General features: G+C 68.5%; 17 protein-coding genes and 2 pseudogenes. 8 read left to right on the top strand and 11 right to left on the bottom strand.

Annotation, left to right across the window (positions count from 1 at the left end; genetic code table 11):
* Positions 1 to 274: 274 nt before the first annotated feature.
* The gene (locus tag C469_RS14120) at positions 275 to 3,427 is read left to right on the top strand and encodes an adenosylcobalamin-dependent ribonucleoside-diphosphate reductase (RefSeq protein ID WP_008007764.1); all 3,153 of its coding nucleotides are present in this window, start codon (positions 275 to 277) and stop codon (positions 3,425 to 3,427) included.
* 765 nt (positions 3,428 to 4,192) lie between these two features.
* Here the strand turns inward: C469_RS14120 and C469_RS14115 are convergent.
* The 4 genes and pseudogenes from C469_RS14115 to C469_RS14105 all read right to left on the bottom strand — a co-directional run bounded on the left by C469_RS14115 (position 4,193) and on the right by C469_RS14105 (position 6,060).
* Positions 4,193 to 4,645, bottom strand: coding sequence for a hypothetical protein (locus tag C469_RS14115; RefSeq protein WP_008007762.1), 453 nt, complete (start codon positions 4,643 to 4,645; stop codon positions 4,193 to 4,195).
* Positions 4,646 to 4,787: 142 nt separating this feature from the next.
* A complete protein-coding gene (locus tag C469_RS17290; RefSeq protein WP_008007761.1) occupies positions 4,788 to 4,943 on the bottom strand; it encodes a hypothetical protein in 156 nt (51 codons plus the stop codon).
* Between the two features lie 98 nt (positions 4,944 to 5,041).
* Positions 5,042 to 5,761 (bottom strand): annotated as a pseudogene (locus C469_RS14110) (aldo/keto reductase); the annotation flags it as partial.
* 101 nt (positions 5,762 to 5,862) lie between these two features.
* The gene (locus C469_RS14105) at positions 5,863 to 6,060 is read right to left on the bottom strand and encodes a hypothetical protein (protein ID WP_008007757.1); all 198 of its coding nucleotides are present in this window, start codon (positions 6,058 to 6,060) and stop codon (positions 5,863 to 5,865) included.
* A 102-nt stretch (positions 6,061 to 6,162) separates the two neighbouring features.
* Between C469_RS14105 and C469_RS14100 the strand changes: the two genes are divergently transcribed.
* On the top strand, positions 6,163 to 7,797 hold the full coding sequence (locus C469_RS14100; protein WP_008007754.1) for a cryptochrome/photolyase family protein: 1,635 nt from the start codon (positions 6,163 to 6,165) through the stop codon (positions 7,795 to 7,797).
* Between the two features lie 35 nt (positions 7,798 to 7,832).
* Here C469_RS14100 and C469_RS14095 read toward each other — a convergent pair whose 3' ends face one another.
* Both C469_RS14095 and C469_RS14090 read right to left on the bottom strand, forming a co-directional pair.
* The gene (locus tag C469_RS14095) at positions 7,833 to 8,078 is read right to left on the bottom strand and encodes a hypothetical protein (RefSeq protein ID WP_008007752.1); all 246 of its coding nucleotides are present in this window, start codon (positions 8,076 to 8,078) and stop codon (positions 7,833 to 7,835) included.
* Between the two features lie 90 nt (positions 8,079 to 8,168).
* Positions 8,169 to 8,348, bottom strand: coding sequence for a DUF7470 family protein (locus C469_RS14090; RefSeq protein WP_008007750.1), 180 nt, complete (start codon positions 8,346 to 8,348; stop codon positions 8,169 to 8,171).
* Between the two features lie 91 nt (positions 8,349 to 8,439).
* Between C469_RS14090 and eif1A the strand changes: the two genes are divergently transcribed.
* A complete protein-coding gene (eif1A, locus tag C469_RS14085; protein WP_008007748.1) occupies positions 8,440 to 8,730 on the top strand; it encodes a translation initiation factor eIF-1A in 291 nt (96 codons plus the stop codon).
* A 56-nt stretch (positions 8,731 to 8,786) separates the two neighbouring features.
* Positions 8,787 to 9,701: an ATP-grasp domain-containing protein gene (locus tag C469_RS14080; RefSeq protein WP_008007746.1), complete on the top strand. Its 915-nt coding sequence runs from the start codon at positions 8,787 to 8,789 to the stop codon at positions 9,699 to 9,701.
* A 15-nt stretch (positions 9,702 to 9,716) separates the two neighbouring features.
* Here C469_RS14080 and C469_RS14075 read toward each other — a convergent pair whose 3' ends face one another.
* The gene (locus tag C469_RS14075) at positions 9,717 to 10,094 is read right to left on the bottom strand and encodes an Hsp20/alpha crystallin family protein (protein WP_008007745.1); all 378 of its coding nucleotides are present in this window, start codon (positions 10,092 to 10,094) and stop codon (positions 9,717 to 9,719) included.
* Between the two features lie 321 nt (positions 10,095 to 10,415).
* Here C469_RS14075 and gap point away from each other — a divergent pair, with 321 nt between their 5' ends.
* Both gap and C469_RS14065 read left to right on the top strand, forming a co-directional pair.
* Complete coding sequence (gap, locus tag C469_RS14070) at positions 10,416 to 11,468, top strand: type I glyceraldehyde-3-phosphate dehydrogenase (protein ID WP_049911462.1); 1,053 nt, start codon at positions 10,416 to 10,418, stop codon at positions 11,466 to 11,468.
* A gap of 145 nt (positions 11,469 to 11,613) precedes the next feature.
* Positions 11,614 to 12,837 (top strand): phosphoglycerate kinase, encoded by a 1,224-nt coding sequence (locus tag C469_RS14065; protein WP_008007742.1) that lies wholly within the window; start codon positions 11,614 to 11,616, stop codon positions 12,835 to 12,837.
* Positions 12,838 to 12,872: 35 nt separating this feature from the next.
* Here the strand turns inward: C469_RS14065 and lrp are convergent, their stop codons facing one another.
* Positions 12,873 to 13,334 carry an HTH-type transcriptional regulator Lrp gene (gene lrp, locus C469_RS14060; protein WP_008007741.1) on the bottom strand — a complete coding sequence of 154 codons (462 nt, stop codon included), beginning with the start codon at positions 13,332 to 13,334 and terminating at the stop codon, positions 12,873 to 12,875.
* A gap of 126 nt (positions 13,335 to 13,460) precedes the next feature.
* On the opposite strand from lrp, the gene glnA reads away from it, so the two are divergent.
* The gene (gene glnA, locus C469_RS14055) at positions 13,461 to 14,831 is read left to right on the top strand and encodes a type I glutamate--ammonia ligase (RefSeq protein ID WP_008007738.1); all 1,371 of its coding nucleotides are present in this window, start codon (positions 13,461 to 13,463) and stop codon (positions 14,829 to 14,831) included.
* 612 nt (positions 14,832 to 15,443) lie between these two features.
* Here the strand turns inward: glnA and C469_RS14050 are convergent.
* The 3 genes from C469_RS14050 to C469_RS14040 form a co-directional block, all read right to left on the bottom strand.
* Positions 15,444 to 16,430: a phosphatase PAP2 family protein gene (locus C469_RS14050; protein WP_008007736.1), complete on the bottom strand. Its 987-nt coding sequence runs from the start codon at positions 16,428 to 16,430 to the stop codon at positions 15,444 to 15,446.
* Between the two features lie 15 nt (positions 16,431 to 16,445).
* On the bottom strand, positions 16,446 to 17,732 hold the full coding sequence (locus tag C469_RS14045; protein ID WP_049911461.1) for a YihY/virulence factor BrkB family protein: 1,287 nt from the start codon (positions 17,730 to 17,732) through the stop codon (positions 16,446 to 16,448).
* A 91-nt stretch (positions 17,733 to 17,823) separates the two neighbouring features.
* Positions 17,824 to 18,951 (bottom strand): tRNA (guanine(26)-N(2))-dimethyltransferase, encoded by a 1,128-nt coding sequence (locus C469_RS14040; protein ID WP_008007732.1) that lies wholly within the window; start codon positions 18,949 to 18,951, stop codon positions 17,824 to 17,826.
* Between the two features lie 207 nt (positions 18,952 to 19,158).
* On the opposite strand from C469_RS14040, the pseudogene C469_RS14035 reads away from it, so the two are divergent.
* A pseudogene (locus C469_RS14035) lies at positions 19,159 to 19,385 on the top strand (hypothetical protein); the annotation flags it as partial.

Genomic DNA, 19,385 nt, shown 5'->3' with positions numbered 1-19,385 from the left:
CCCCCTTCTGTTCCGGTGGGAAGACGCCGTCCTGTCGCGCTTTTCTCGAGCACGGTTCAGTTTCACTCCGGTCTAGCTACGCTTATGTGTCCGGAGTCCGTTCCTTGCCGACGTACCGAAATCCGGCGTCAGACGCGCGGAACGAACTTGCATAACGAATCGTACATGAACGCTGTCGGGTCCGAACATCCGAACGTACAAGGGCCCGCCTCGCTAGTACACCAACACTACAGATGATCCATATCTCACACCGACCCAGCGGGGTGGCCGTCGAATGAGCAGCGACGGCGTCGCCGCCGACGAACTCGAACTGCCGATCAAACGCACCACGGGCGAGACGATGGAGGAGCGCCTCACGGCCAACGCCTACCACAACATCCTGCCCGCGCGCTACCTCCGGAAGAACGCGGACGGGGAGCCGATCGAAGACCCCGAGGAGCTGTTCGACCGCGTCGCGCGCAACGTCGCGCTCGCGGAGGCGGTCTTCGAGGCCGAGAACCAGGACGTCGAGGTCACGGTCACGCCCGACCAGCTGAAGCCCGACCACCCGCGCCGCGACGAGCTCGCCGAAGAGGTCTTCGGCGCAGGGACCACGGCCGAGGACAACGCTGAGACGACGCTCACCGCGCACAACGTCAACAAGTTCGCGTACGACACCGTCGTCCCCGAGCTCCCCGAGAGTGTGCGCGAGCACGTCGAGGCGACCGCGGACCGCTTCCGCGACGGGATGGAGCAGCTCTCCTTCATGCCGAACTCGCCGACGCTGATGAACGCGGGCGACGAGCTCCAGCAGCTCTCCGCCTGCTTCGTCGACTCCCCCGGCGACGACATCACCGACATCCACCAGACCGCCAAGGAGGCGGCCGAGGTGTTCCAGTCCGGCGGCGGCATGGGGTACGCGTTCTGGAAGCTCCGCCCCTACGGCGACTCCGTCGGCTCGACGGGCGGCATCGCCTCCGGCCCGATCACGTTCATGCGGACGTTCGACCAGATGTGCGAGACGATCGCGCAGGGCGGCGCGCGCCGCGGCGCCCAGATGGGCGTCATGCGCGTCTCGCACCCGGACGTCATCCAGTTCATCCACTCGAAGAACAAGGACGTCTCGCTGGCCCACTCGCTGCGCCTGAACGACCCCGACGACTTCACGCACAACTCCTTCGCGGACGCCTTGGAGGAGGCCCGCGACCTCATCGACGAGGACGGGAAGGTGCCCGAGCACCTCCGGAACGCCGTCGAGGGCCACCTGTCGAACTTCAACATCAGCGTCGGCGTCACCGACGACTTCATGGAGGCGCTGTACAACGACGAGGAGTTCACCTTCACCAACCCGCGCACGGAGGAGCCGCACGTCGCGACGCCGGAGACGAAGGAGATCTACGACATGTTCGGCCTCGGCGAGCACGTCGAGGTCGGCGAGGTCCTCTCGATCCCGGCCCAGGAGCTGTGGGACGACATGATCGAGGGCGCCCACGAGAACGGCGAGCCGGGCGTCATCTACCTCGAACGGGTGAACAAGGAACACTCGTTCGACGTGGAGGAGAACCCCGACCACAGAATCCTCGCGACGAACCCCTGCGGCGAGCAGCCGCTCGAGGAGTACGAGGCCTGTAACCTCGGTCACATCAACCTCTCGACGCTCGCGGCGCGGGACGCCCCGGACTGGCGCGTCTGGTCTGCCGAGCACGCCGACGAGTACGAGTCGCAGGAGGCGGCGATGTCGGCGTTCCTCGAGGAGGCGATCGACTTCGAGGAGTTCGACGAGCGGATCGATTACGGCACTCGCTTCCTCGAGAACGTCGTGACGATGTCGGACTTCCCGGTCGAGAAGATCGAGCAGAAGGTCCGCGACATGCGGAAGATCGGGCTCGGGGTCATGGGGCTGGCACAGCTGTACATCCAGCTTGGCATCCAGTACGGCACCGAGGAGGGCAACGAGGTCGCCCGCCAGCTGATGACCCACATCAACCACGCGTCGAAACAGACCTCCCACGAGCTCGCGACGGAGCGCGGGACGTTCAACGACTGGGAGGACTCGAAGTACGCGGACCCCACCGAGTACCGCGAGTGGTTCGAGCACTACACCGGGCTCGACGCCGACGAGTGGGAAGACGGCTTCCCGATCCGCAACCACAACACGACGACGATCGCGCCCACGGGCACGACGTCGATGATCGGCAACACCACCGGCGGCTGTGAGCCCATCTACAACGTCGCCTACTACAAGAACGTCTCCGACGACGTGCAGGGCGACGAGATGCTCGTCGAGTTCGACGACTACTTCCTGCGGACCTTAGAGGAGAACGACGTCGACGTCGACGCCGTCAAGCGGGAGGCGCAGGAGCAGATGGCCGCGAACGAGTTCGACGGCGTGGACGGGCTGGAGACGGTCCCGGACGCGATCGGCGAGCTGTTCGTCGTCACCGGCGACCTCTCGGGCAAGCAGCACGCGTCGGTCCAGTGCGCCTGCCAGGAGGGCGTCGACTCCGCCATCTCGAAGACGTGTAACTTCCCGAACGACGCCACCGCCGAGGAGATGGAAGAGGTGTACCGCTACATCTACGACCACGGTGGGAAGGGCGTCACCGTCTACCGCGACGGCACCCGCTCGAAGCAGGTGCTCACGACGCGTGCGAAGAACACGGAGTTCGCCGACGAGAGCGAGGCGGCCGAGGCCATCGTCGAGCAGATCGGCGAGGTGTTCGGCGGCATCGAGGCGTTCCTCGACAACGAAGACGTCCAGCAGGCGATCGACGCGGAGATCGCGGACCTGCTCGAAGCCAGCGAGCAGCCCCGCATCGACTACAGCGAGCGCAGCCCGCGCCCCGACTCCCTGAACGGCGTCACCCAGCGCGTCGAGACGGGGTACGGTAAGCTGTACGTCACCATCAACGAGGACGAGAACGGGCTCCCGTTCGAGCTGTTCGCGAACATCGGCCACTCCGGCGGCTACACCAACTCCTTCACGGAGGCGCTCGCGAAGGTCATCTCGACGGCGCTCCGCTCGGGCGTCGACCCCGAGGAGATCGTCGACGAGCTGCAGGGCACCCGGAGTCCGAAGGTCGCGTGGGACAAGGGCGAGCAGATCCAGTCGATCCCGGACGCGATCGGCACCGCGCTCCGCCGCTACCTCGACGACGAGATCGACAAGGGGATCCCCCAACAGCAGAGCCTCGACGACGTGGAGGGCGCCGCCGAGCCGCCGAGTCAGACCGACGGCGGCGCGGTCGACGCCGATGCCGCGACCGATGTCCCGAGCGCGAACGGCCCCGGTCCGGCGGCCGACGACGACGCGGCCGGCGCGGACGACGCGATGCAGGAGCTCATCGCGGCGGGCGAGTCGCCCGAGTGTCCCGACTGCGGCGGGATGAACCTCTACTACTCCGAGGGCTGCAAGACGTGCGAGTCGTGCGGCTGGTCGGAGTGTTAGACGGATCGGGCCTGCGGTAACGAGCGGTTGACGCCGGGATTTTTTGAGATCTGTGCGGACGCGGACGTGAGAGATAGCGGGAGTGAGTATTGCAGATCGGTGGTGGCAAGATCGTATTTAAAAAGACATGAGCGACGGAAATGATCGTTTATAAATGGCAGGTGCGGNGATAGCGGGAGTGAGTATTGCAGATCGGTGGTGGCAAGATCGTATTTAAAAAGACATGAGCGACGGAAATGATCGTTTATAAATGGCAGGTGCGGTGGCGCGCCCCGGTGAGCGGCCCGGAGGCCGCGAGCCGACGGTGCGAGGGACGCCGCGAGCGCAGCGAGCGGCGAGGCTGGGGAGGTGTGAGGTGCTGTACGGGTGGGATTCAAANGGCCGCGAGCCGACGGTGCGAGGGACGCCGCGAGCGCAGCGAGCGGCGAGGCTGGGGAGGTGTGAGGTGCTGTACGGGTGGGATTCAAAGGGGCAGCCGGCGAGGCGGGCGCAGGCGACGTAAGCACCGCAACGAGGGAGCGCCAGCGACCGAGTGAGGCGCGCAGCGAGCGTGCGCCCGCCTCGTCGGCTGGGGCTTTGGACGTGTTCACCACAGAGTCGTCGATCACATATAAACAGCCGACAGCAACGCCACTCGATCAGTTATAAACAACCGATCAACCGAATTGAGACACATATTCCCGCCGTCAGTCAACTGACGAGCGTACCGCTTCGGCGCGTCGAAAAACGCGGAAGAAATCGCGACCGCAGAGAACCGCCGCCGACTCAGTCGTCTTCGAGCGCCTGCGCGATGCGCTGGAGCTGGCGGGTGGCGTCGCGGACCTCGTCGCGGAGCTGGCGCACCTCGCGCACGAGCTCCTCGTTGCCGCCGTCGTCGCCGCGGCCGCCGCGCTCGCCCTGCGCGCCGGGGCCGCCGCCCATCCCCGGCGGGCCGCCCGCGCCGCCGGGACCGCCGCCGCCCATCATGCCGGACATCATCTGCGCGAAGGGGTTTCCGCCGCCGCCACCGCCCATTCCCGGCGGGCCGCCGCCGCCCATCATCTCCTCGGGGTCGGGCCGGTCGCCCTCCTCGCGCTCCTCCTCGCGTCGCTCGCGGATCTCCTCGACGCGCTCGCGGAAGGACTTCTCCTCGCCGTCGTCGCCTTCAGCGTCTCCGCCGTCGGCCCCAGCGCCGCTGTCGCCCTGTTCTTCGGCGTCGGTGGTCTCGTCGTCTGCCATGGACCTCGGTTCGGTAGCCCGGCCGAAAAGGGTTGTTGCTCCGGCTCTCGACGGTGCGTTTATAAACGAGCATCGAGCTGCGGCGGACAGACGGGCTCGGACGCGCCTCGGCACCGGGTCGGCGCTGGCGCCGGCGCCGGCGTCACGTTCGAACCATGCGGCGGCAGTTCGGACACTCCGCCGTCTCCGCGTCGCGACCCGCCGCCGGGACGTGATCGCCGCAGTTCGGACACCGGGTCCGACTGCGCGCGTACTCGGTGCTCGACCGGACGGCGGAGCGCTCGGTGTCGTCGGCCATACACACTTGTCAACGAGTACCACACAAATAGCTTGTCGATATATTCCTAAAACACCACTTAGGCGGTTGAGAGGGGTCGAACCCGTCGCTCCCGCGACTCACTCGTGGCCGGAGACGCGGACCGGCTCGTACGGCTCCTCCAGCCACTCGACGTCGGAGCCCGACAGATCGATGTCGAGCGCCTCGACGGCGTCTTCGAGGTGGTCGACGCTCGTCGTCCCGACGATGGGCGTGTCGACCCACTCCTTGTGGAACAGCCACGCCAACGCGATCTGCGCCATCTTCACGCCCTTCTCGTCCGCGAGTTCGGCGACGCGCTCGTTGACGGCCGGGCCGCCGCCCTCCCGGTACGGGTGTTCGTAGAGGTGTTCCTCGGTCTCGCCGCGGAGCGTGGCGTCCACCTCCCCGTGCGGGCGCGTGAGGTACCCGCGCGCCAGCGGGCTCCACGGCATCACGCCGATCCCCTCCTTCTCACAGAGGGGGAGCATCTCGCGCTCCTCCTCGCGGTACGCGAGGTTGTAGTGGTTCTGCATGGTGGCGAACCGCTCGTACCCCTCTCGCTCGCTGGTGTGGAGGGCCTCGGCGAACTGGTGGGCCCACATCGAGGAGGCGCCGACGTGGCGGACCTCGCCGCGCCGCACCGCGTCGTCGAGCGCAGCCAGGGTCTCCTCGATCGGCGTCTCGTAATCCCACCGGTGGATCTGGTAGAGATCGATCGTCTCCATGCCGAGCCGGTCGAGGCTGTTCTCCAGCTCCTGTTCGATCGCCTTCCGCGAGAGCCCGCCCGAGTTCGGGTTCGACTCGTCCATCTGGAAGTACNGCCATCAGAGATGTGTATAAGAGACAGCCATACGACGAGCAGACGGAGGGAGACCAAAAAGCTACTCGCGTTCGCCGGATCGGTCGCTCCGAGACCGGCCTACTCGTCCCGGAACGACGCCGTGTACACGAGGAACGCGCCCGTTAGCAGCACGAACGCGAGGAAGGTCACGAGCGCGAGCACGTTCGCGACGGGGGCGAGCGGGGCGAGGAACGGCTCCCCGGTCGAGTCGAGCACGAGCACGGCGAGGAGGGCGGCGATCAGACCGAGGAGCCAGTTCGTGAGGATGTCGTCCATACCCGGCACCTCACCGAGGCCGATTAAAAAGACGGGTGGTGTGGCCCGAGTCGCCGTCGCCCGGCCCGTAGAGCTACGTCGACCGCGCCCGTGGTACGTCGCATGAGCGACGACGCCGTCCTCTGGCTGCTGGGCGACCAGCTCAACCCCGACCTCGACGCCCTCGACGACGCCGATAGGGTGCTGCTGATCGAGGCGCACGGCTTCGCCGATCGGAAGCCGTACCACGCCCACAAACTGACGCTCGTGTTCTCGTCGATGCGCCACTTCCGCGACGCGCTCCGCGACCGCGGCCGCGACGTGACGTACGTGAAAGCGGAGTCGTTCGGTGAGGGCCTCGACGCGTTCTTCGACGACGAGTTCGACGGCGCGCCGGCCGACGCCGACCTCCGGCTCATGCGCCCCGCGAGCCACGGCGCGGGCGACCGACTGCGCGACCTCGTCGCCGAGCGCGGCGGATCGCTCGAACTGCTGGACAACGAGCTGTTCTGGACGACGCCCGCCGACTGGCGCGAGTGGGCGGGCGGGCCGGACGGAGAGGCGCCGGAACCGATCGTCGGCGCGGACGGGAGCGCCGACAGACGCTACCGGCAGGAGAACTGGTACCGCCACGTCCGCCGCGAGACGGGCGTGCTGATGGAGGGCGACGAGCCGGTCGGCGGCGAGTGGAACTACGACGACCTGAACCGGGAGACGCCGCCCGACGGCTGGGAGCCGCCCGAACGGCCGCGGTTCGAGCCCGACGACCTCACCCGCGAGACCCACGCGTGGGTCCGCGAGCGGTTCGACACGTGGGGGACCGACTCGCTCGCCGGCTTCGCGTGGCCGGTCACCCGGGCGGAGGCCCGAGAGGCGCTCGACGCGTTCGTCCGCGACCGACTCCCGTCGTTCGGACGGTACGAGGACGCGATGGTCGAGGGAGAGCCCTTCCTCTCGCACTCGCTGCTCTCGCCCGCGATCAACCTCGGACTGCTCGACCCGCGCGAGCCGGTTCGCGCGGTCGAGGCCGCCTACGCGGAGCGCGGAGTCGAACCGGGCGCGTACGATCCGACGGGCGACGACGCCGGCGGGACCGACCGCTCTCCGGTCCCGCTCAACGCGGCGGAGGGGTTCGTCAGACAGGTGATCGGGTGGCGGGAGTTCACGCGACACGTCTACCGCGAGGCGATGCCGGCGCTGGCGTCGGCGAATCAGCTGGACCAGTCTCGGCCGCTCCCGCCGGCCTACTGGGACGGCGACACGGAGATGCGCTGTCTCTCCGAGGCGGTCGGTCACGTCCGCGAGTACGGCTACGCCCACCACATCGAGCGGCTGATGGTGCTCTCGAACGTCGCGCTGCTCTACGGGACGGACCCGGCCGAGCTGAACGAGTGGTTCCACCTCGGCTTCGTCGACGCCTATCACTGGGTCACGACGCCGAACGTCGTCGCGATGGGGTCGTTCGGGACCGACGTGCTCTCCTCGAAGCCGTACGCCGCCTCCGGGAGCTACGTGAACCGCATGAGCGACTACTGCGCGTCCTGCCCGTACGCGGTCTCGCGGACCACCGGGGAGGGGGCGTGTCCGCTCAACGCGCTCTACTGGGACTTCCTGGCCGAAAAGGAGGAGGCGCTGCGCGGAACCGGGCGGATGGGACTGATGTACTCGCACCTCGACGACAAAGACGAGTCGGAGCTGACCACGATCCGCGAGCGGGCGGTCGCGGTCAGAGAGATGGCAGCGAGCGGAGAGTTATAAAACCAGTTCGCGTTCGACACCCGTGTCGGGTCCGCTCACTCGGCAGCGGCGAGCCGCTGCAGCCGGGGGAGCGCCTGCTCGTAACCGAGCGCGACGACCCCGACGTACAGCGCGAGCAGGCCCATCCCGACCGCCCACGCGCCGAGCACGAGGTCCCCGCCGGTGACTGCGTCGAGTCCGACGCGTTCGAGCACGACGCCGATCGCCGACGCGGCGCCGGCGCCGACGACGACGGCGAGCAGTTCGAGCAGTTCGACGGCGGCCGCGGGTACGTCGACCATACCGAGCCGCGGCGGCCGCGGATTATTACTCTTTCGGGAGCGCGGCGAAGGCGCACGTTCGCGGTGCTCCCCGCGATACGTCGACTGAGGCTACTTGAGGCCGAACGCCCGCATCGTCGAGTCGGCGATCCCCTTCGCGATCAGCGCGAGCCCGGCCAACAGGATCATGACGGCCGCGCCGACGATCGGGTCGTGGACGGTCAGGATCCCCACGGCGACGAGGACGACGGCGACGCCGGCGATGCCTTCGGATCCGAGGGTGTCGCGCATACCCCCGATCGCCGCCGTCGCGATTTAAAAAGGGCGTTTCCGCGCGGAGAGCGGCCCTTTTATTTCGGGGAGCGCGTATCACCGCGTACGCATGAGCAACGGAGACGGCGGCGGTCGAAACGACCTCCGGATGCCCGACGACGACGAGGTGTTCGCGGAGGTCGTCGAGATGCTCGGCGCGAACCGAGTCAGAGTGCGCTGTGCCGACGGGAAAGAGCGGACCGCGCGGATCCCCGGGCGGATGCAGAAGCGCGTCTGGATCCGCGAGGACGACATCGTCCTCGTCGAGCCGTGGGACTGGCAAGACGAGAAGGGCGACATCGCGTGGCGCTACGAGAAGAGCGAGGCCGAACAGCTCCGCGAGGAAGGCCACCTGCAGTGAGCGGGACGCGGCGCGTCCCTCGCGATTCTTAAGTCCGAACGGTCCCGAGCGGGCGTATGCTCCGGCTCGCGATGACGACGGACGCCGAGACGTTCGACCGGGTGCGCGGGCCGCTCGCCGACCGCGGTATCGCGGTCGATCACGTGCAGGCGAAGGAGCGGTCGCTTCGCGTCTCCGGCGGCGGAGACCGCAAGGCGGGCGGAAACGGGGTCGGAGGAGGCGCTGCCGGCGAGTTCGCCGGCTTCGACGCCGGCTTCGTCTACCCCTCGCGGCTCATGGAGGGCGCCGTGGTCGACGCGCGGCTGTCGGTCCCGTGGGTGAACGACCGCGAGGCCGTCCTCACCTCCCGGAACAAGGCCGGCGTGCTCGCCGCCGTCGACGCCGCCGGGCTCCCGACGCCGCGGACGACGCTGGTGTCGAACCCCGTCGACGAGGCGGTCGTCGCCGAGGCCGTCGACTCCTTCTCGTACCCGGTCGTCGTCAAGCCGAACTCCGCGACCCGCGGGGTCGGCGTCGCGACCGCGAACGACCTCGATTCGCTCCTAGGCGTCGTCGACTACCTGAACCTCGTCCACGACTACCGCGCGACCGGCGACAAGTCCTACCTGATACAGGAGTTCCTCCCGGACGCGCGCGACTACCGAGCGATGGTCGTCGACGGCGCGTACGTCGGCGCGGTCGAACGGGAACTCCCCGCGGACGCTGTCGAGGCGGGGCGGTGGAAACACAACGTCCACCGCGGCGCCGAGGCGACGGGAGTCGATCTCCCGGACCGCGCCCGTGAACTCGCCGAACGAACGGCCGGGACGCTCGGGATCGACTACCTCGGCGTCGACCTACTGGAGACGGGCGGGCGGCTGGTCGTCAACGAGACGAACGCGCGACCGACGGTCGACGCCGCGACCAAGTACGAGCCCGACTTCTACGACCGGCTCGCGGGGGTCATCGAGCGGACCGCCGCGGGAGAATAAAAAGGGAGGCCGCGGCTACTCCAGGTCGATCGAGGCGGAGTCGTCGTCGCGGTCGAACGCGACCTCGAGCACCCCGTTGTTGAACGTCGCGTCCGCCGAGTGCTCGTCGACCGGGACGGGGAGCTCGACGGTCTCGTCGTACTCCCGCCGGTCGGACGCCGCGGAGATTGTGAGCGCCTCCCCGTCGCACTGCAGGGAGAGCTCCTCCTTCGAGACGGCCGGGAGGTCGGCGACGAGTCGCACGCCGTCGTCGGTCGTGTACGCGTCCACGTGCGTCGCCGACCCGAAGCCGGCGTCCTCGCTTCCGGGTTCCCCGTTGGCCATCTCGTTCATCATCCGTTCGATCTCCTCGAAGAAGTCCCCGAACGGATCGTCACGGTCGTCTCTATCCATACCTCACGTGAGGGTGGTGACCCCGATAAGCCTTCTGTCCACGACCGTCTTCGCCGCCGTTCGGAGCCGTGCGGGCGGTACGCGGCGTCTCTGTCGGCCGGCCGCTCGCTTCTCTGTCGCCTGGTCGTTCCCTTCTCTGTCGCCTGGTCGTTCCCTTCTCTGTCGCCCGATCGCCGCCCTCGACGCCGGGAATTGCCGGCAGTCGCGAGGGTCTCGGGACCGGCCAACTGAGTGCGGACCGAACGTAACGAATACGAACGATAGTGACCGTCTCGCGTCGACTCGGTCGGATTTAAGTATCTGGGCTCACTTTTTTCGAACATGAGTAAATCATACCTCGCTGCGGGTGACGACGTGAGCGACGACGAGGTCGTCCGGGTGGGCCTCAACGGGTTCGGTCGGATCGGACGGAACGTGTTCCGAGCGGTGCTGGAGTCGCCGCGCATCGAGCTCGTCGGCATCAACGACGTGATGGACTTCGACGACATGGCGTACCTCGCGAAGTACGACACCGTCATGGGCCGGCTCGACGGCGTCGAGCGCGACGGCGACGCGCTGACGATCGGCGGCACCTCGGTCCCCCTGTACAACGTTCAGGACCCCGCGGACCTCCCGTGGGACGAGCTCGACGTGGACGTGGCCCTGGAGTGCACAGGTGTCTTCCGGACGCGTGAGGACGCGAGCGCCCACCTCGAGGGCGGCGCGGACACCGTGATCATCTCGGCGCCCCCGAAGGGCGAGGAGCCGGTCAAACAGCTCGTCTACGGCGTCAACCACGACGAGTACGAGGGCGACGACGTGCTCTCGAACGCCTCCTGCACCACGAACTCCATCACGCCGGTCGCGAAGGTGCTCGACGACGAGTTCGGCATCGACGCCGGCACTCTCACCACCGTCCACGCTTACACCGGCTCCCAGAGCCTGATCGACGGCCCGAAGGCGAAGACCCGTCGCGGCCGCGCGGCCGCCGAGAACATCGTGCCGACCTCGACCGGCGCCGCGGGCGCCGCGCAGGAGGTCCTCCCGCAGCTCGACGGCAAGATCGACGGGATGGCGATGCGCGTCCCGGTCCCGAACGGCTCCCTCACCGAGTTCGTCGTCAGCCTCGACGAGACCGTCACCGCGGAGGAGGTCAACGCCGCCTTCCGCGACGCCGCCGACTCCGGACCGCTCGCGGGCGTCCTCGGCTACACCGACGACGAGGTCGTCTCCAGCGACATCGTCGGCCTCCCGTTCTCCAGCTACGTCGACCTGCAGTCGACGAACGTTATCGCCGGCGGGAAGCTCCTGAAGATCCTCACCTGGTACGACAACGAGTACGGCTTCTCGAACCGGATGCTCGACATGGCCGCGTACGTCCAGGACGAGGCCTAAACGACTGACCGCGGCCGACGGATGACCGGCCGGAACTCCCGACGGACGGCCCGCCGCTCCCGACGGGCGGGCGGCCCGACACCCCCGCCGGCAACGGTCCCCCGGAGAACCACTTCTTAAATATCTCATCGACGACCACTCACCCATGGCCACGTTCGACACCATCGACGACCTCCCGGCAGACAAACGCGTCCTCGTTCGGCTCGACCTCAACTCGCCGATCGAGGACGGAGAACCGCAGGACAACCGCCGCTTCGAGCGCCACGCGGAGACGGTCCGCGAGCTCGCCGAGGCGGGCCACCGCGTCGCGCTCATGGCCCACCAAGGCCGCCCCGGCCGCGACGACTTCACGTCGCTTTCGGGTCACGCCGAGATCCTCGCCGACCACGTCGACCGAGACGTGGCGTTCGTCGCGGACACGTACGGCGACGAGGCGCTGGAGGCCATCGACGCGCTCGGCGCGGGCGAGGTGCTCCTCTTAGAGAACACCCGGATGTGCGACGACGAGCTCCCCGAGGAATCACCGGAAAAGAAGGCCGAGACCGAGTTCGTCCAGACCCTGGCGCCGCATTTCGACGCGTACGTCAACGACGCCTACTCGGCGGCCCACCGAAAGCACGCCTCGCTGGTCGGGTTCCCGCTCGTCCTCCCCTCGTACGCGGGGCGCGTGATGGAGACGGAGTACGAGGCCAACACCGCCATCGCGACCCGCGAGTTCGACGGACCGGTGACGATGGTCGTCGGCGGGACGAAGGCGACCGACGTGATCGGCGTGATGGACGCCTTGGACGACCGGGTCGACCGCTTCCTGCTCGGCGGCGTCGCCGGCGAGCTCTTCTTACGCGCGGCGGGTCACCCGGTCGGTCACGACGTGTCGGGGCTGGACCTGTTCGACGAGCAGTGGGCGGAGAACCGCGAGCTGATCGAGTCGGTGCTCGACGAGCGCGGCGACGCGATCCGGCTCGCGACCGACCTCGCGTACGAGGGCACCGACGGCGACCGCGCGGAGGTCGCCGTCGACGACATCGGCGAGAAGGAGACGGGGTACCTCGACGTGGGCTCGGAGACGGTCGCGGCCTACGAGCCGGCCATCCGCGAGTCCGACGCGGTGTTCGTGAAGGGCGCGCTCGGCGTCTTCGAGGACGAGCGGTTCGCGGACGGGACGGTCGGCGTGCTCGAAGCGATCGCCGAGACAGACTGCTTCTCGGTCGTCGGCGGCGGCGACACCTCACGGGCGATCGAGATGTACGGGCTCGACGAGGGCGACTTCTCGCACGTCTCCATCGCGGGCGGGGCGTACATCCGCGCGCTGACGGGCGAGCCGCTCCCGGCCGTGGAGGTCCTGGAGGCGGCGGCCGGGCGGCGGTAAATAAAAGGCGGTCTCGTCGTCGCGGGCTCGACGGTCTACTCCTCGTTGAGGTCGAGGTCGAACTGCTCGTTTTCGGTGACGGCGTTGAGGACGACGCTGGTGTTCGACTCGCGGATGTCGGCGTCGGTGAGGATCGACTTGATCTGGTCGTTCATCCCGTCCGTGTCGGTGAACTTGCCGATGGCGATCACGTCGTAATCGCCCGTGACCTCGTAGACGCTCACCATCTGCTTCTCCTGGCGGAGCTTCTCGGTCACGTCGGGGAGCGCGCTCCCCTCGACCTTGAGCTGGAGCACGGCGGTCACGTCGTAGCCGAGCTTGTCGTAGTCGACGATGGGCGTGTACCCCCGGATTACGCCCTCGTCTTCGAGGTCGCGGAGGTGGTTCGATACCGTCGTCACCGAGACGTCGAGGTCGTCGCCGAGGCTCCTGAGACTCGCCCGTCCGTTGCTGAGAAGGGAGTTGACGAGTTTCGCGTCGAGATTTTCGTACGTCATCACACCTATCAACGTCGTCAGGGGTTTATAATTTTACGAACGTCCAGCATTCTTGCGCGACTGGCGGTTCATGCGCCAAGCGATAAGGCCTTTATACTGGCAGATAACGAATGAAGCGTCCAGAACATGACGGACGAACACGCGAAACCGGACGGCGGCCTCACGGCCGAAGAACAGGCGGTACTCGACGAGATCGAGGAGAAGAACGTCGACTTCCTGCGGCTCCAGTTCACCGACATCCTCGGCGTCGTGAAGAACGTCTCCGTACCAGCTCACCAGGCGGAGAAGGCGTTCACCGAGGGGATCTACTTCGACGGCTCCTCCATCGAGGGGTTCGTGCGCATCCAGGAGTCGGACATGCGGCTCGTCCCCGACCCCGACACGTTCGCGGTGCTCCCGTGGCGCAGCGACGGCAACGGCGACAGCGGGGCCGCGCGGCTCATCTGTGACATCGTCACGACGGAGGGCGAGCCGTTCGCCGGCGGCCCGCGTCAGGTCCTCAAGAGCGTCCTCGAGGAGGCCGAGGAGATGGGCTATTCCGTCTCCATCGGTCCCGAGCCGGAGTTCTTCCTGTTCAAGACCGACGACGAGGGGAACGCGACGACGATCCCCCACGACAACGGCGGCTACTTCGATCTCGCGCCGAAGGACCTCGCGTCCGACGTGCGCAAGGAGATCATCTTCACCCTCGAAGAGATGGGCTTCGAGATCGAGGCCTCCCACCACGAGGTCGCCGAGGGCCAACACGAGATCAACTTCAAGTACGACGACGCGCTCACGACCGCGGACAACATCGCGACGTTCCGCGCCGTCGTCCGCGCGGTCGCGAGCCAGCACGACCTCCACGCGACGTTCATGCCCAAGCCGATCGCCGAGATCAACGGCTCGGGCATGCACAGCCACATCTCGCTGTTCGACGAGGACGGCAACGCCTTCGCCGACGGCGACGACGAGTTCAACCTGAGCGAGACGGCCTACCAGTTCATGGGCGGCATCCTGAACCACGCCCCCGCGTTCACGGCCGTCACGAACCCGACCGTGAACTCCTACAAGCGCCTGGTGCCCGGCTACGAGGCGCCGATCTACGTCGCGTGGTCCGACACGAACCGCTCGGCGCTCGTCCGCGTCCCGGACGCCGCGGGCGTCTCCGCGCGCTTCGAGGTTCGCAGCCCCGACCCGTCCTGTAACCCCTACCTCGGCATGGCGTCGCTCATCGCCGCCGGGCTCGACGGGATCAAGACCGAGGCCGACCCGGGCGACCCGGTCCGCGAGGACATCTACGAGTTCGACGACGCGAAGCGCGAGGAGTACGGCATCGAGACGCTCCCGCCGAACCTCGGTGCCGCCGTCGAGGAGCTGGAGACCGACGAGGTGCTCCAGGAGGCGCTCGGTCCGCACACCTCCGAGAAATTCGCCGAGGCGAAGTCCCAGGAGTTCAGCGAGTACCTCACCCAGGTCTCCGAGTGGGAGGAGGACCGCTACCTCGAGACGTTCTGAGGCGACGGCGCGGTCGCGGTCTCTCGGCGTATTCGACTCTCTCGGCGCGTCCGGTTTCACTTTTCCACGTATTTTTGACCGTCACAGGCTCGTCTCCCGCGAAGACGCGAGATCGATGAACGAGCGATTGCGGGAGTGGGTGTTGCAATTTGTCGGCGGCGATGCGATATTTAAACGGTCGCGAGCGGTTGCGACGATCGCTTATAAATGAACACGGCTGTGCGGTGGCGCGTGCCGACGAGCAGCCGTTAGGCTGCGAGTTGCACGCGCGAGGGAGTCGCTGGCGCCATCGGCGCCAGCGACGAGGCTGGGGAGGTGTGAGGTGCGGTGCCGTGCGGTGCTGGGTGGGACTTCAAAGGGGCAGTCGCGAGGACGAAGCACGGCGACGCAAGCACTGGAAGGAGCGAGCAATGCGAGCGACTGAAGCGCGTAGCGAGCCGCGCGAGTCGTCGCGGCTGGGGCTTTGGAGGCCTTCACGGCGGAGTCCTTGGACGCTTATAAATAGCCGCCGGCAACACCACTCGTTCACTTATAAATAAAGACTCGATCGATCCGCAATACATACTCCCGCTATCGATCGGGACGAGATATCGCGATCTCCGGGAAACCCGCTCAGTTCCGAGCGCTCGACGTCGCCTCGATCCGCTCCGGCAGCGCGGGCAACGCGACGACGGCGACGACGGCCGCGGTCGTCGCGGCCAGCGTGACCCAGACGGAGCCCGAGAGCGCGTACGCGCCCACCCAGAGCCCGCCGGTGACGGCGAGCGCGGGGACCGCGATCCGGACCGGAACCGCCGGCTCGTCGCCGTCGACGAGCCGCCAGCCGATCGCGCCGCCGGCGCCGGTGGCGATCCCGATCCCCGCCTCGACCACCTCGCCGGTGTGCCCGCCCGCGACGGCGACGGCGAGCGCGCCGGCCGAGACGACCGACGCCAACAGGAACGGCAGCGTGGGATCGAGCGCGGCGGTGGCACCGCGGAGCTCGGAACGGTCCCCACTCCGCCGGACTCGCGGGTCACCCGCGAGCCACAGCGCACCGAGCACCACGCCGCTCCCGACGGCCAGCCCCGCGAGCACGTCGACGAGGTAGTGGACCTCGATGACGACCCGCGAAGCCGCGACGGCGAGGGCGACGGCGGCGGCGGCGAGGAGCCGCTTTCGACCGGTCCACGCCCGGTCGTACACGAGCGCCAGCGCGAGGTACGCCGCCGCGCCGCCGGTGGCGTGGCCGCTCGGGAAGCCGAAGCCGTCGGAGAGCACCTGCGCCTCGTACCACGCCGACAGCAGACCGGGGAGCCACGTCGGCACGTCCGCGGGGCCGACCGCGCCGGGGGGGCGGGGGACCGCGAACCACGCCTTCCCGAGCGCCGTGGCGGCGTACGCGCAGGTGACGGCCGCGATCGCGCTCGCGCCGGCGCGCCGCGGCGCGGCCGCGAACCGGTCGCTCGCGAACCAGTAGCCGACCGCTAACAGTCCGAACAGGAACCACGGGTCGGCGAGGTGGGTGACGGCCGCGAAGACGACGACGACGACCTCCGGGAGCGCGTCGACGAGGGCGGTCTCGCCGATCCCGCGCTCGGCGGTGACGAGTCCGGTCACGCGTCGATCACTCGATCAGTCGTCGCCCCGGTCGCGGGCGTAATCGATCGCCTTGCCGGGCGTCTCGAGCAGGTTGAGGCCGATGCCGACGATGATGAAGAGCGTGTACAGCCCCAGCGTCGACAGCCCGAGGATGAGCATCGCGGCGATGGCGTAGAGCCCGTCGAGGAAGGAGAACGCGCCGAGTATCAGCACCGTCCCGTATAAGAGCACGAGGTACGGTCCCCAGCCGCGGGCGTGGCCGCGCCGCATCCGCGACCGGACGTACCGCTTCAGCTCCGACTCGACGGCCGGCTTGTCGACGGTGCGTCGCTCGACGTCGTCCTCGAACGCGTCGAACTCCGACCGCAACCGGCTCACCTCTTCCTGTAGCGCCGCCACGTCTGGCGCCCCCGCCGGGCGCTCCTCGTCGCCGCCGGCGTCGCCCGCGCCGTCCGACTCACCGTTCATACCCGTGGGTCGGTCGCGGCCGTGTTGTAACTGCCGGTCCGCGTCGTCGTCGGGAACGGTGATATCGCCGTCCCGTCCCGCCGCGACGACGTTGACGACGCCGCCGACCACGACCACGACGGCGGCGAGGTAGAGCCACGTGACGAGCAGTAAGATCCCACCGATCACGCCGTACACCTGGTACTGGCCGGCGCCCGCGGCGTACACCTGAAACCCGGCCTGCAGCAGCGTCCAGCCGACGGCGGCGAAGGCGGCCCCGGGGAGCGCCTCTCGGACGCCGATCGCGGGCTGCGGCAGGAGGTAGTACATCGGGAGGAAGACGACGGCGAGGAAGGCGGGCAACGCGAGGACGCTCGCCGCTTCCACGAGCGGGACCGCGTCGGCGGCCGCGACGAACGCGCCGACGGCGACCATCACGCCGATCCCGACGCCGACGCCGAGGACGACCGAGCCGGCGTCGGTGAGCTGTTTGACGATGTCCGGCGGCTCCTTGACGCCGTACAGCTCGGCGAACGCCGTGTCGAGCGCGCGGAACACCTTCAGCGTCGACCAGAGCAACACCGCGACGCCGAGTATGCTCGCGCCGGTCCGGCCGCCGGCGGAGGAGATCGCGTCGCCCACGGCCTCCTCGCCGGCGGGCGTGAGGAAGTCGCCCGCTCCCGAGACCAGTTCGACGGCGATCGCCTCGCCGAAGGCGGCGGTCGAGACGACGACGAGCAGGAGGAGCGCGGGGATCAGCGAGACGAACGCGTAGTAGGCGATCGCGGCGGCGAGGAACGTCACCTGCCGGTCGAGCGCGACGTCGACGACGCGGCGGGCCGTACCGAGGGCGGTGATCGAGTGGCGAGACACGATGCCGGCTTCGAGCGACGGCGACAAAAACGGGGCGGATGCGGGCGGACGGCGGTCAGAGAGAAGCGATTCGCGTCGTCAGCCCGCGGCGTCAGTCGTCGCCGCCGAGGACCGCCTCGCGCATCTCCGGGATCGACGCCGTGCTTTTGACCGCCGTGCCACGGTAGTGCGCGCGGCTCGCCTCGTGGCCGGCCCCCCGGAGGCGCTCGACGAACTCGTCCATCCCGATCGCGGGCTCGCTCCACTCCTTGTACAGGCGGTGCTGGTCGTAATGCGTGGGGGTGTCGAGCTCGCGCGCGACGGTCCCCAGGAGCTTCCGCGCGCGTTTCGCCTCGCCCATGTCGTCGGTGACGCGCTCGCGGACCGCGCGGGCGAAGTCGGCGTCCGCGACGGGGCCGAGCCAGAGCGGTCCGGCGGTGAGCACCCGGTCGCTCCCGCAGACGGGGCAGGCGTCGACGGGGTCGGCGATCAGCCCGCGGGTCGGTTCGCGCCAGAGGCAGTCCTCGCAGTTGTCGACGTACCCGAGCTCGTCGATACAGCTGTCGGCCGCCTGCGCGCCCGACTCCAGTTCGAGGTAGGTCCGCGCGTAGTGGCGCGAGACGTGCGAGACGACCGGGCGGGCCGCCTTGTCGTAGCGCGCGGCGGTCCGGACCAGCGCGGAGATCAGCGTGCGGAGCCCCATCTCGGGGTGGTAGTCGGTGTTGCGCGGGACCGCGCCGTACTTGCGGATCCCGCTGTTGAGGTGTGCGCCACACAGCGGTGCGGTGTCGGTGGCGGTGACGCAGACGAGGTTGCGCGCGTTCGCGAGCGCGGCGTCCGCGAAGGGGATCGGCGTCCCGTACGGGTCCAGGTCGACCACGTCGAACGGTCCCTCGTCGTACAGCAGCGCGTTGACGTCGCGGCGGACGGTCTCTCCGTCGAGGTCGTTCGCGACGAGGTTCTCGCCGGCCAGCTCGACGGCGTCCGGGTCCACGTCGGCGCAGGTGACATCGTACCCCTCGGCGGCGGCGCGGACGCCTCGGACCCCGGAGGCCGCCATCGCGTCGAGGTACGACGCCGCGCGCGGCTCGCGGTCGCGGTACGCGCGCAGCACCGCGACGGTCACGTCGCGGTTCAGCTCCTGCGTGGGGTTGAAGAAGACCCCGCCGCCGGTGCCCTCGCTGGCCCCGTCGCGGGCCTCCGGAACGGAGACGGTGAGACCGCCCTCCTCGATATCCATACCCCGCGTTCGGCCATCCGCCACAAAAGGACCCCGCTCCGCGTCCCGTGCGGAATATTCACACGACCGTCGCCGCCGGGAAGCGGGAGTTTTAGCCCGTCAGCGCGGAAAGGGGAGTACACTTATGAGTACGACACGGAGCCGACGAGCGAGCACCGGCGGCGGAGCGACCCGCGGACGCGTCGCGTTCTCGGAGGCGGATCGGCGATGGTGAGTCCCGCTCGCGTCGACGCGGTCACCGACATCGCCTACGGCGCGCTTATCGCCTTATCGATCGTGCTCATCGCGACGCTCGACGCCAACAACATCGGGGTGGCGTTCGGGGTCGGTGTGTTCACTTCCTACGTGGTCCACGTCGTCTGGAAGATGGCCCGCTTCGACCCCGACTGGATGACCCGCGAGGTCGCCGATCAGGCTGTCTCTTATACACATCT

Origin of the sequence: Halorubrum lipolyticum DSM 21995, assembly GCF_000337375.1 — an archaeon.
GTDB lineage: Archaea > Halobacteriota > Halobacteria > Halobacteriales > Haloferacaceae > Halorubrum > Halorubrum lipolyticum.
This window is presented reverse-complemented; position numbering and strand designations above follow the sequence as displayed.

Bases quoted from the DNA above. Each gene is read 5' to 3' on its own strand.
- C469_RS14120 (WP_008007764.1), top strand. From the start codon at position 275: ATGAGCAGCGACGGCGTCGCCGCCGACGAACTCGAACTGCCGATCAAA.
- C469_RS14115 (WP_008007762.1), bottom strand. From the start codon at position 4,645: ATGGCAGACGACGAGACCACCGACGCCGAAGAACAGGGCGACAGCGGC.
- C469_RS17290 (WP_008007761.1), bottom strand. From the start codon at position 4,943: ATGGCCGACGACACCGAGCGCTCCGCCGTCCGGTCGAGCACCGAGTAC.
- C469_RS14105 (WP_008007757.1), bottom strand. From the start codon at position 6,060: ATGGACGACATCCTCACGAACTGGCTCCTCGGTCTGATCGCCGCCCTC.
- C469_RS14100 (WP_008007754.1), top strand. From the start codon at position 6,163: ATGAGCGACGACGCCGTCCTCTGGCTGCTGGGCGACCAGCTCAACCCC.
- C469_RS14095 (WP_008007752.1), bottom strand. From the start codon at position 8,078: ATGGTCGACGTACCCGCGGCCGCCGTCGAACTGCTCGAACTGCTCGCC.
- C469_RS14090 (WP_008007750.1), bottom strand. From the start codon at position 8,348: ATGCGCGACACCCTCGGATCCGAAGGCATCGCCGGCGTCGCCGTCGTC.
- eif1A (WP_008007748.1), top strand. From the start codon at position 8,440: ATGAGCAACGGAGACGGCGGCGGTCGAAACGACCTCCGGATGCCCGAC.
- C469_RS14080 (WP_008007746.1), top strand. From the start codon at position 8,787: ATGCTCCGGCTCGCGATGACGACGGACGCCGAGACGTTCGACCGGGTG.
- C469_RS14075 (WP_008007745.1), bottom strand. From the start codon at position 10,094: ATGGATAGAGACGACCGTGACGATCCGTTCGGGGACTTCTTCGAGGAG.
- gap (WP_049911462.1), top strand. From the start codon at position 10,416: ATGAGTAAATCATACCTCGCTGCGGGTGACGACGTGAGCGACGACGAG.
- C469_RS14065 (WP_008007742.1), top strand. From the start codon at position 11,614: ATGGCCACGTTCGACACCATCGACGACCTCCCGGCAGACAAACGCGTC.
- lrp (WP_008007741.1), bottom strand. From the start codon at position 13,334: ATGACGTACGAAAATCTCGACGCGAAACTCGTCAACTCCCTTCTCAGC.
- glnA (WP_008007738.1), top strand. From the start codon at position 13,461: ATGACGGACGAACACGCGAAACCGGACGGCGGCCTCACGGCCGAAGAA.
- C469_RS14040 (WP_008007732.1), bottom strand. From the start codon at position 18,951: ATGGATATCGAGGAGGGCGGTCTCACCGTCTCCGTTCCGGAGGCCCGC.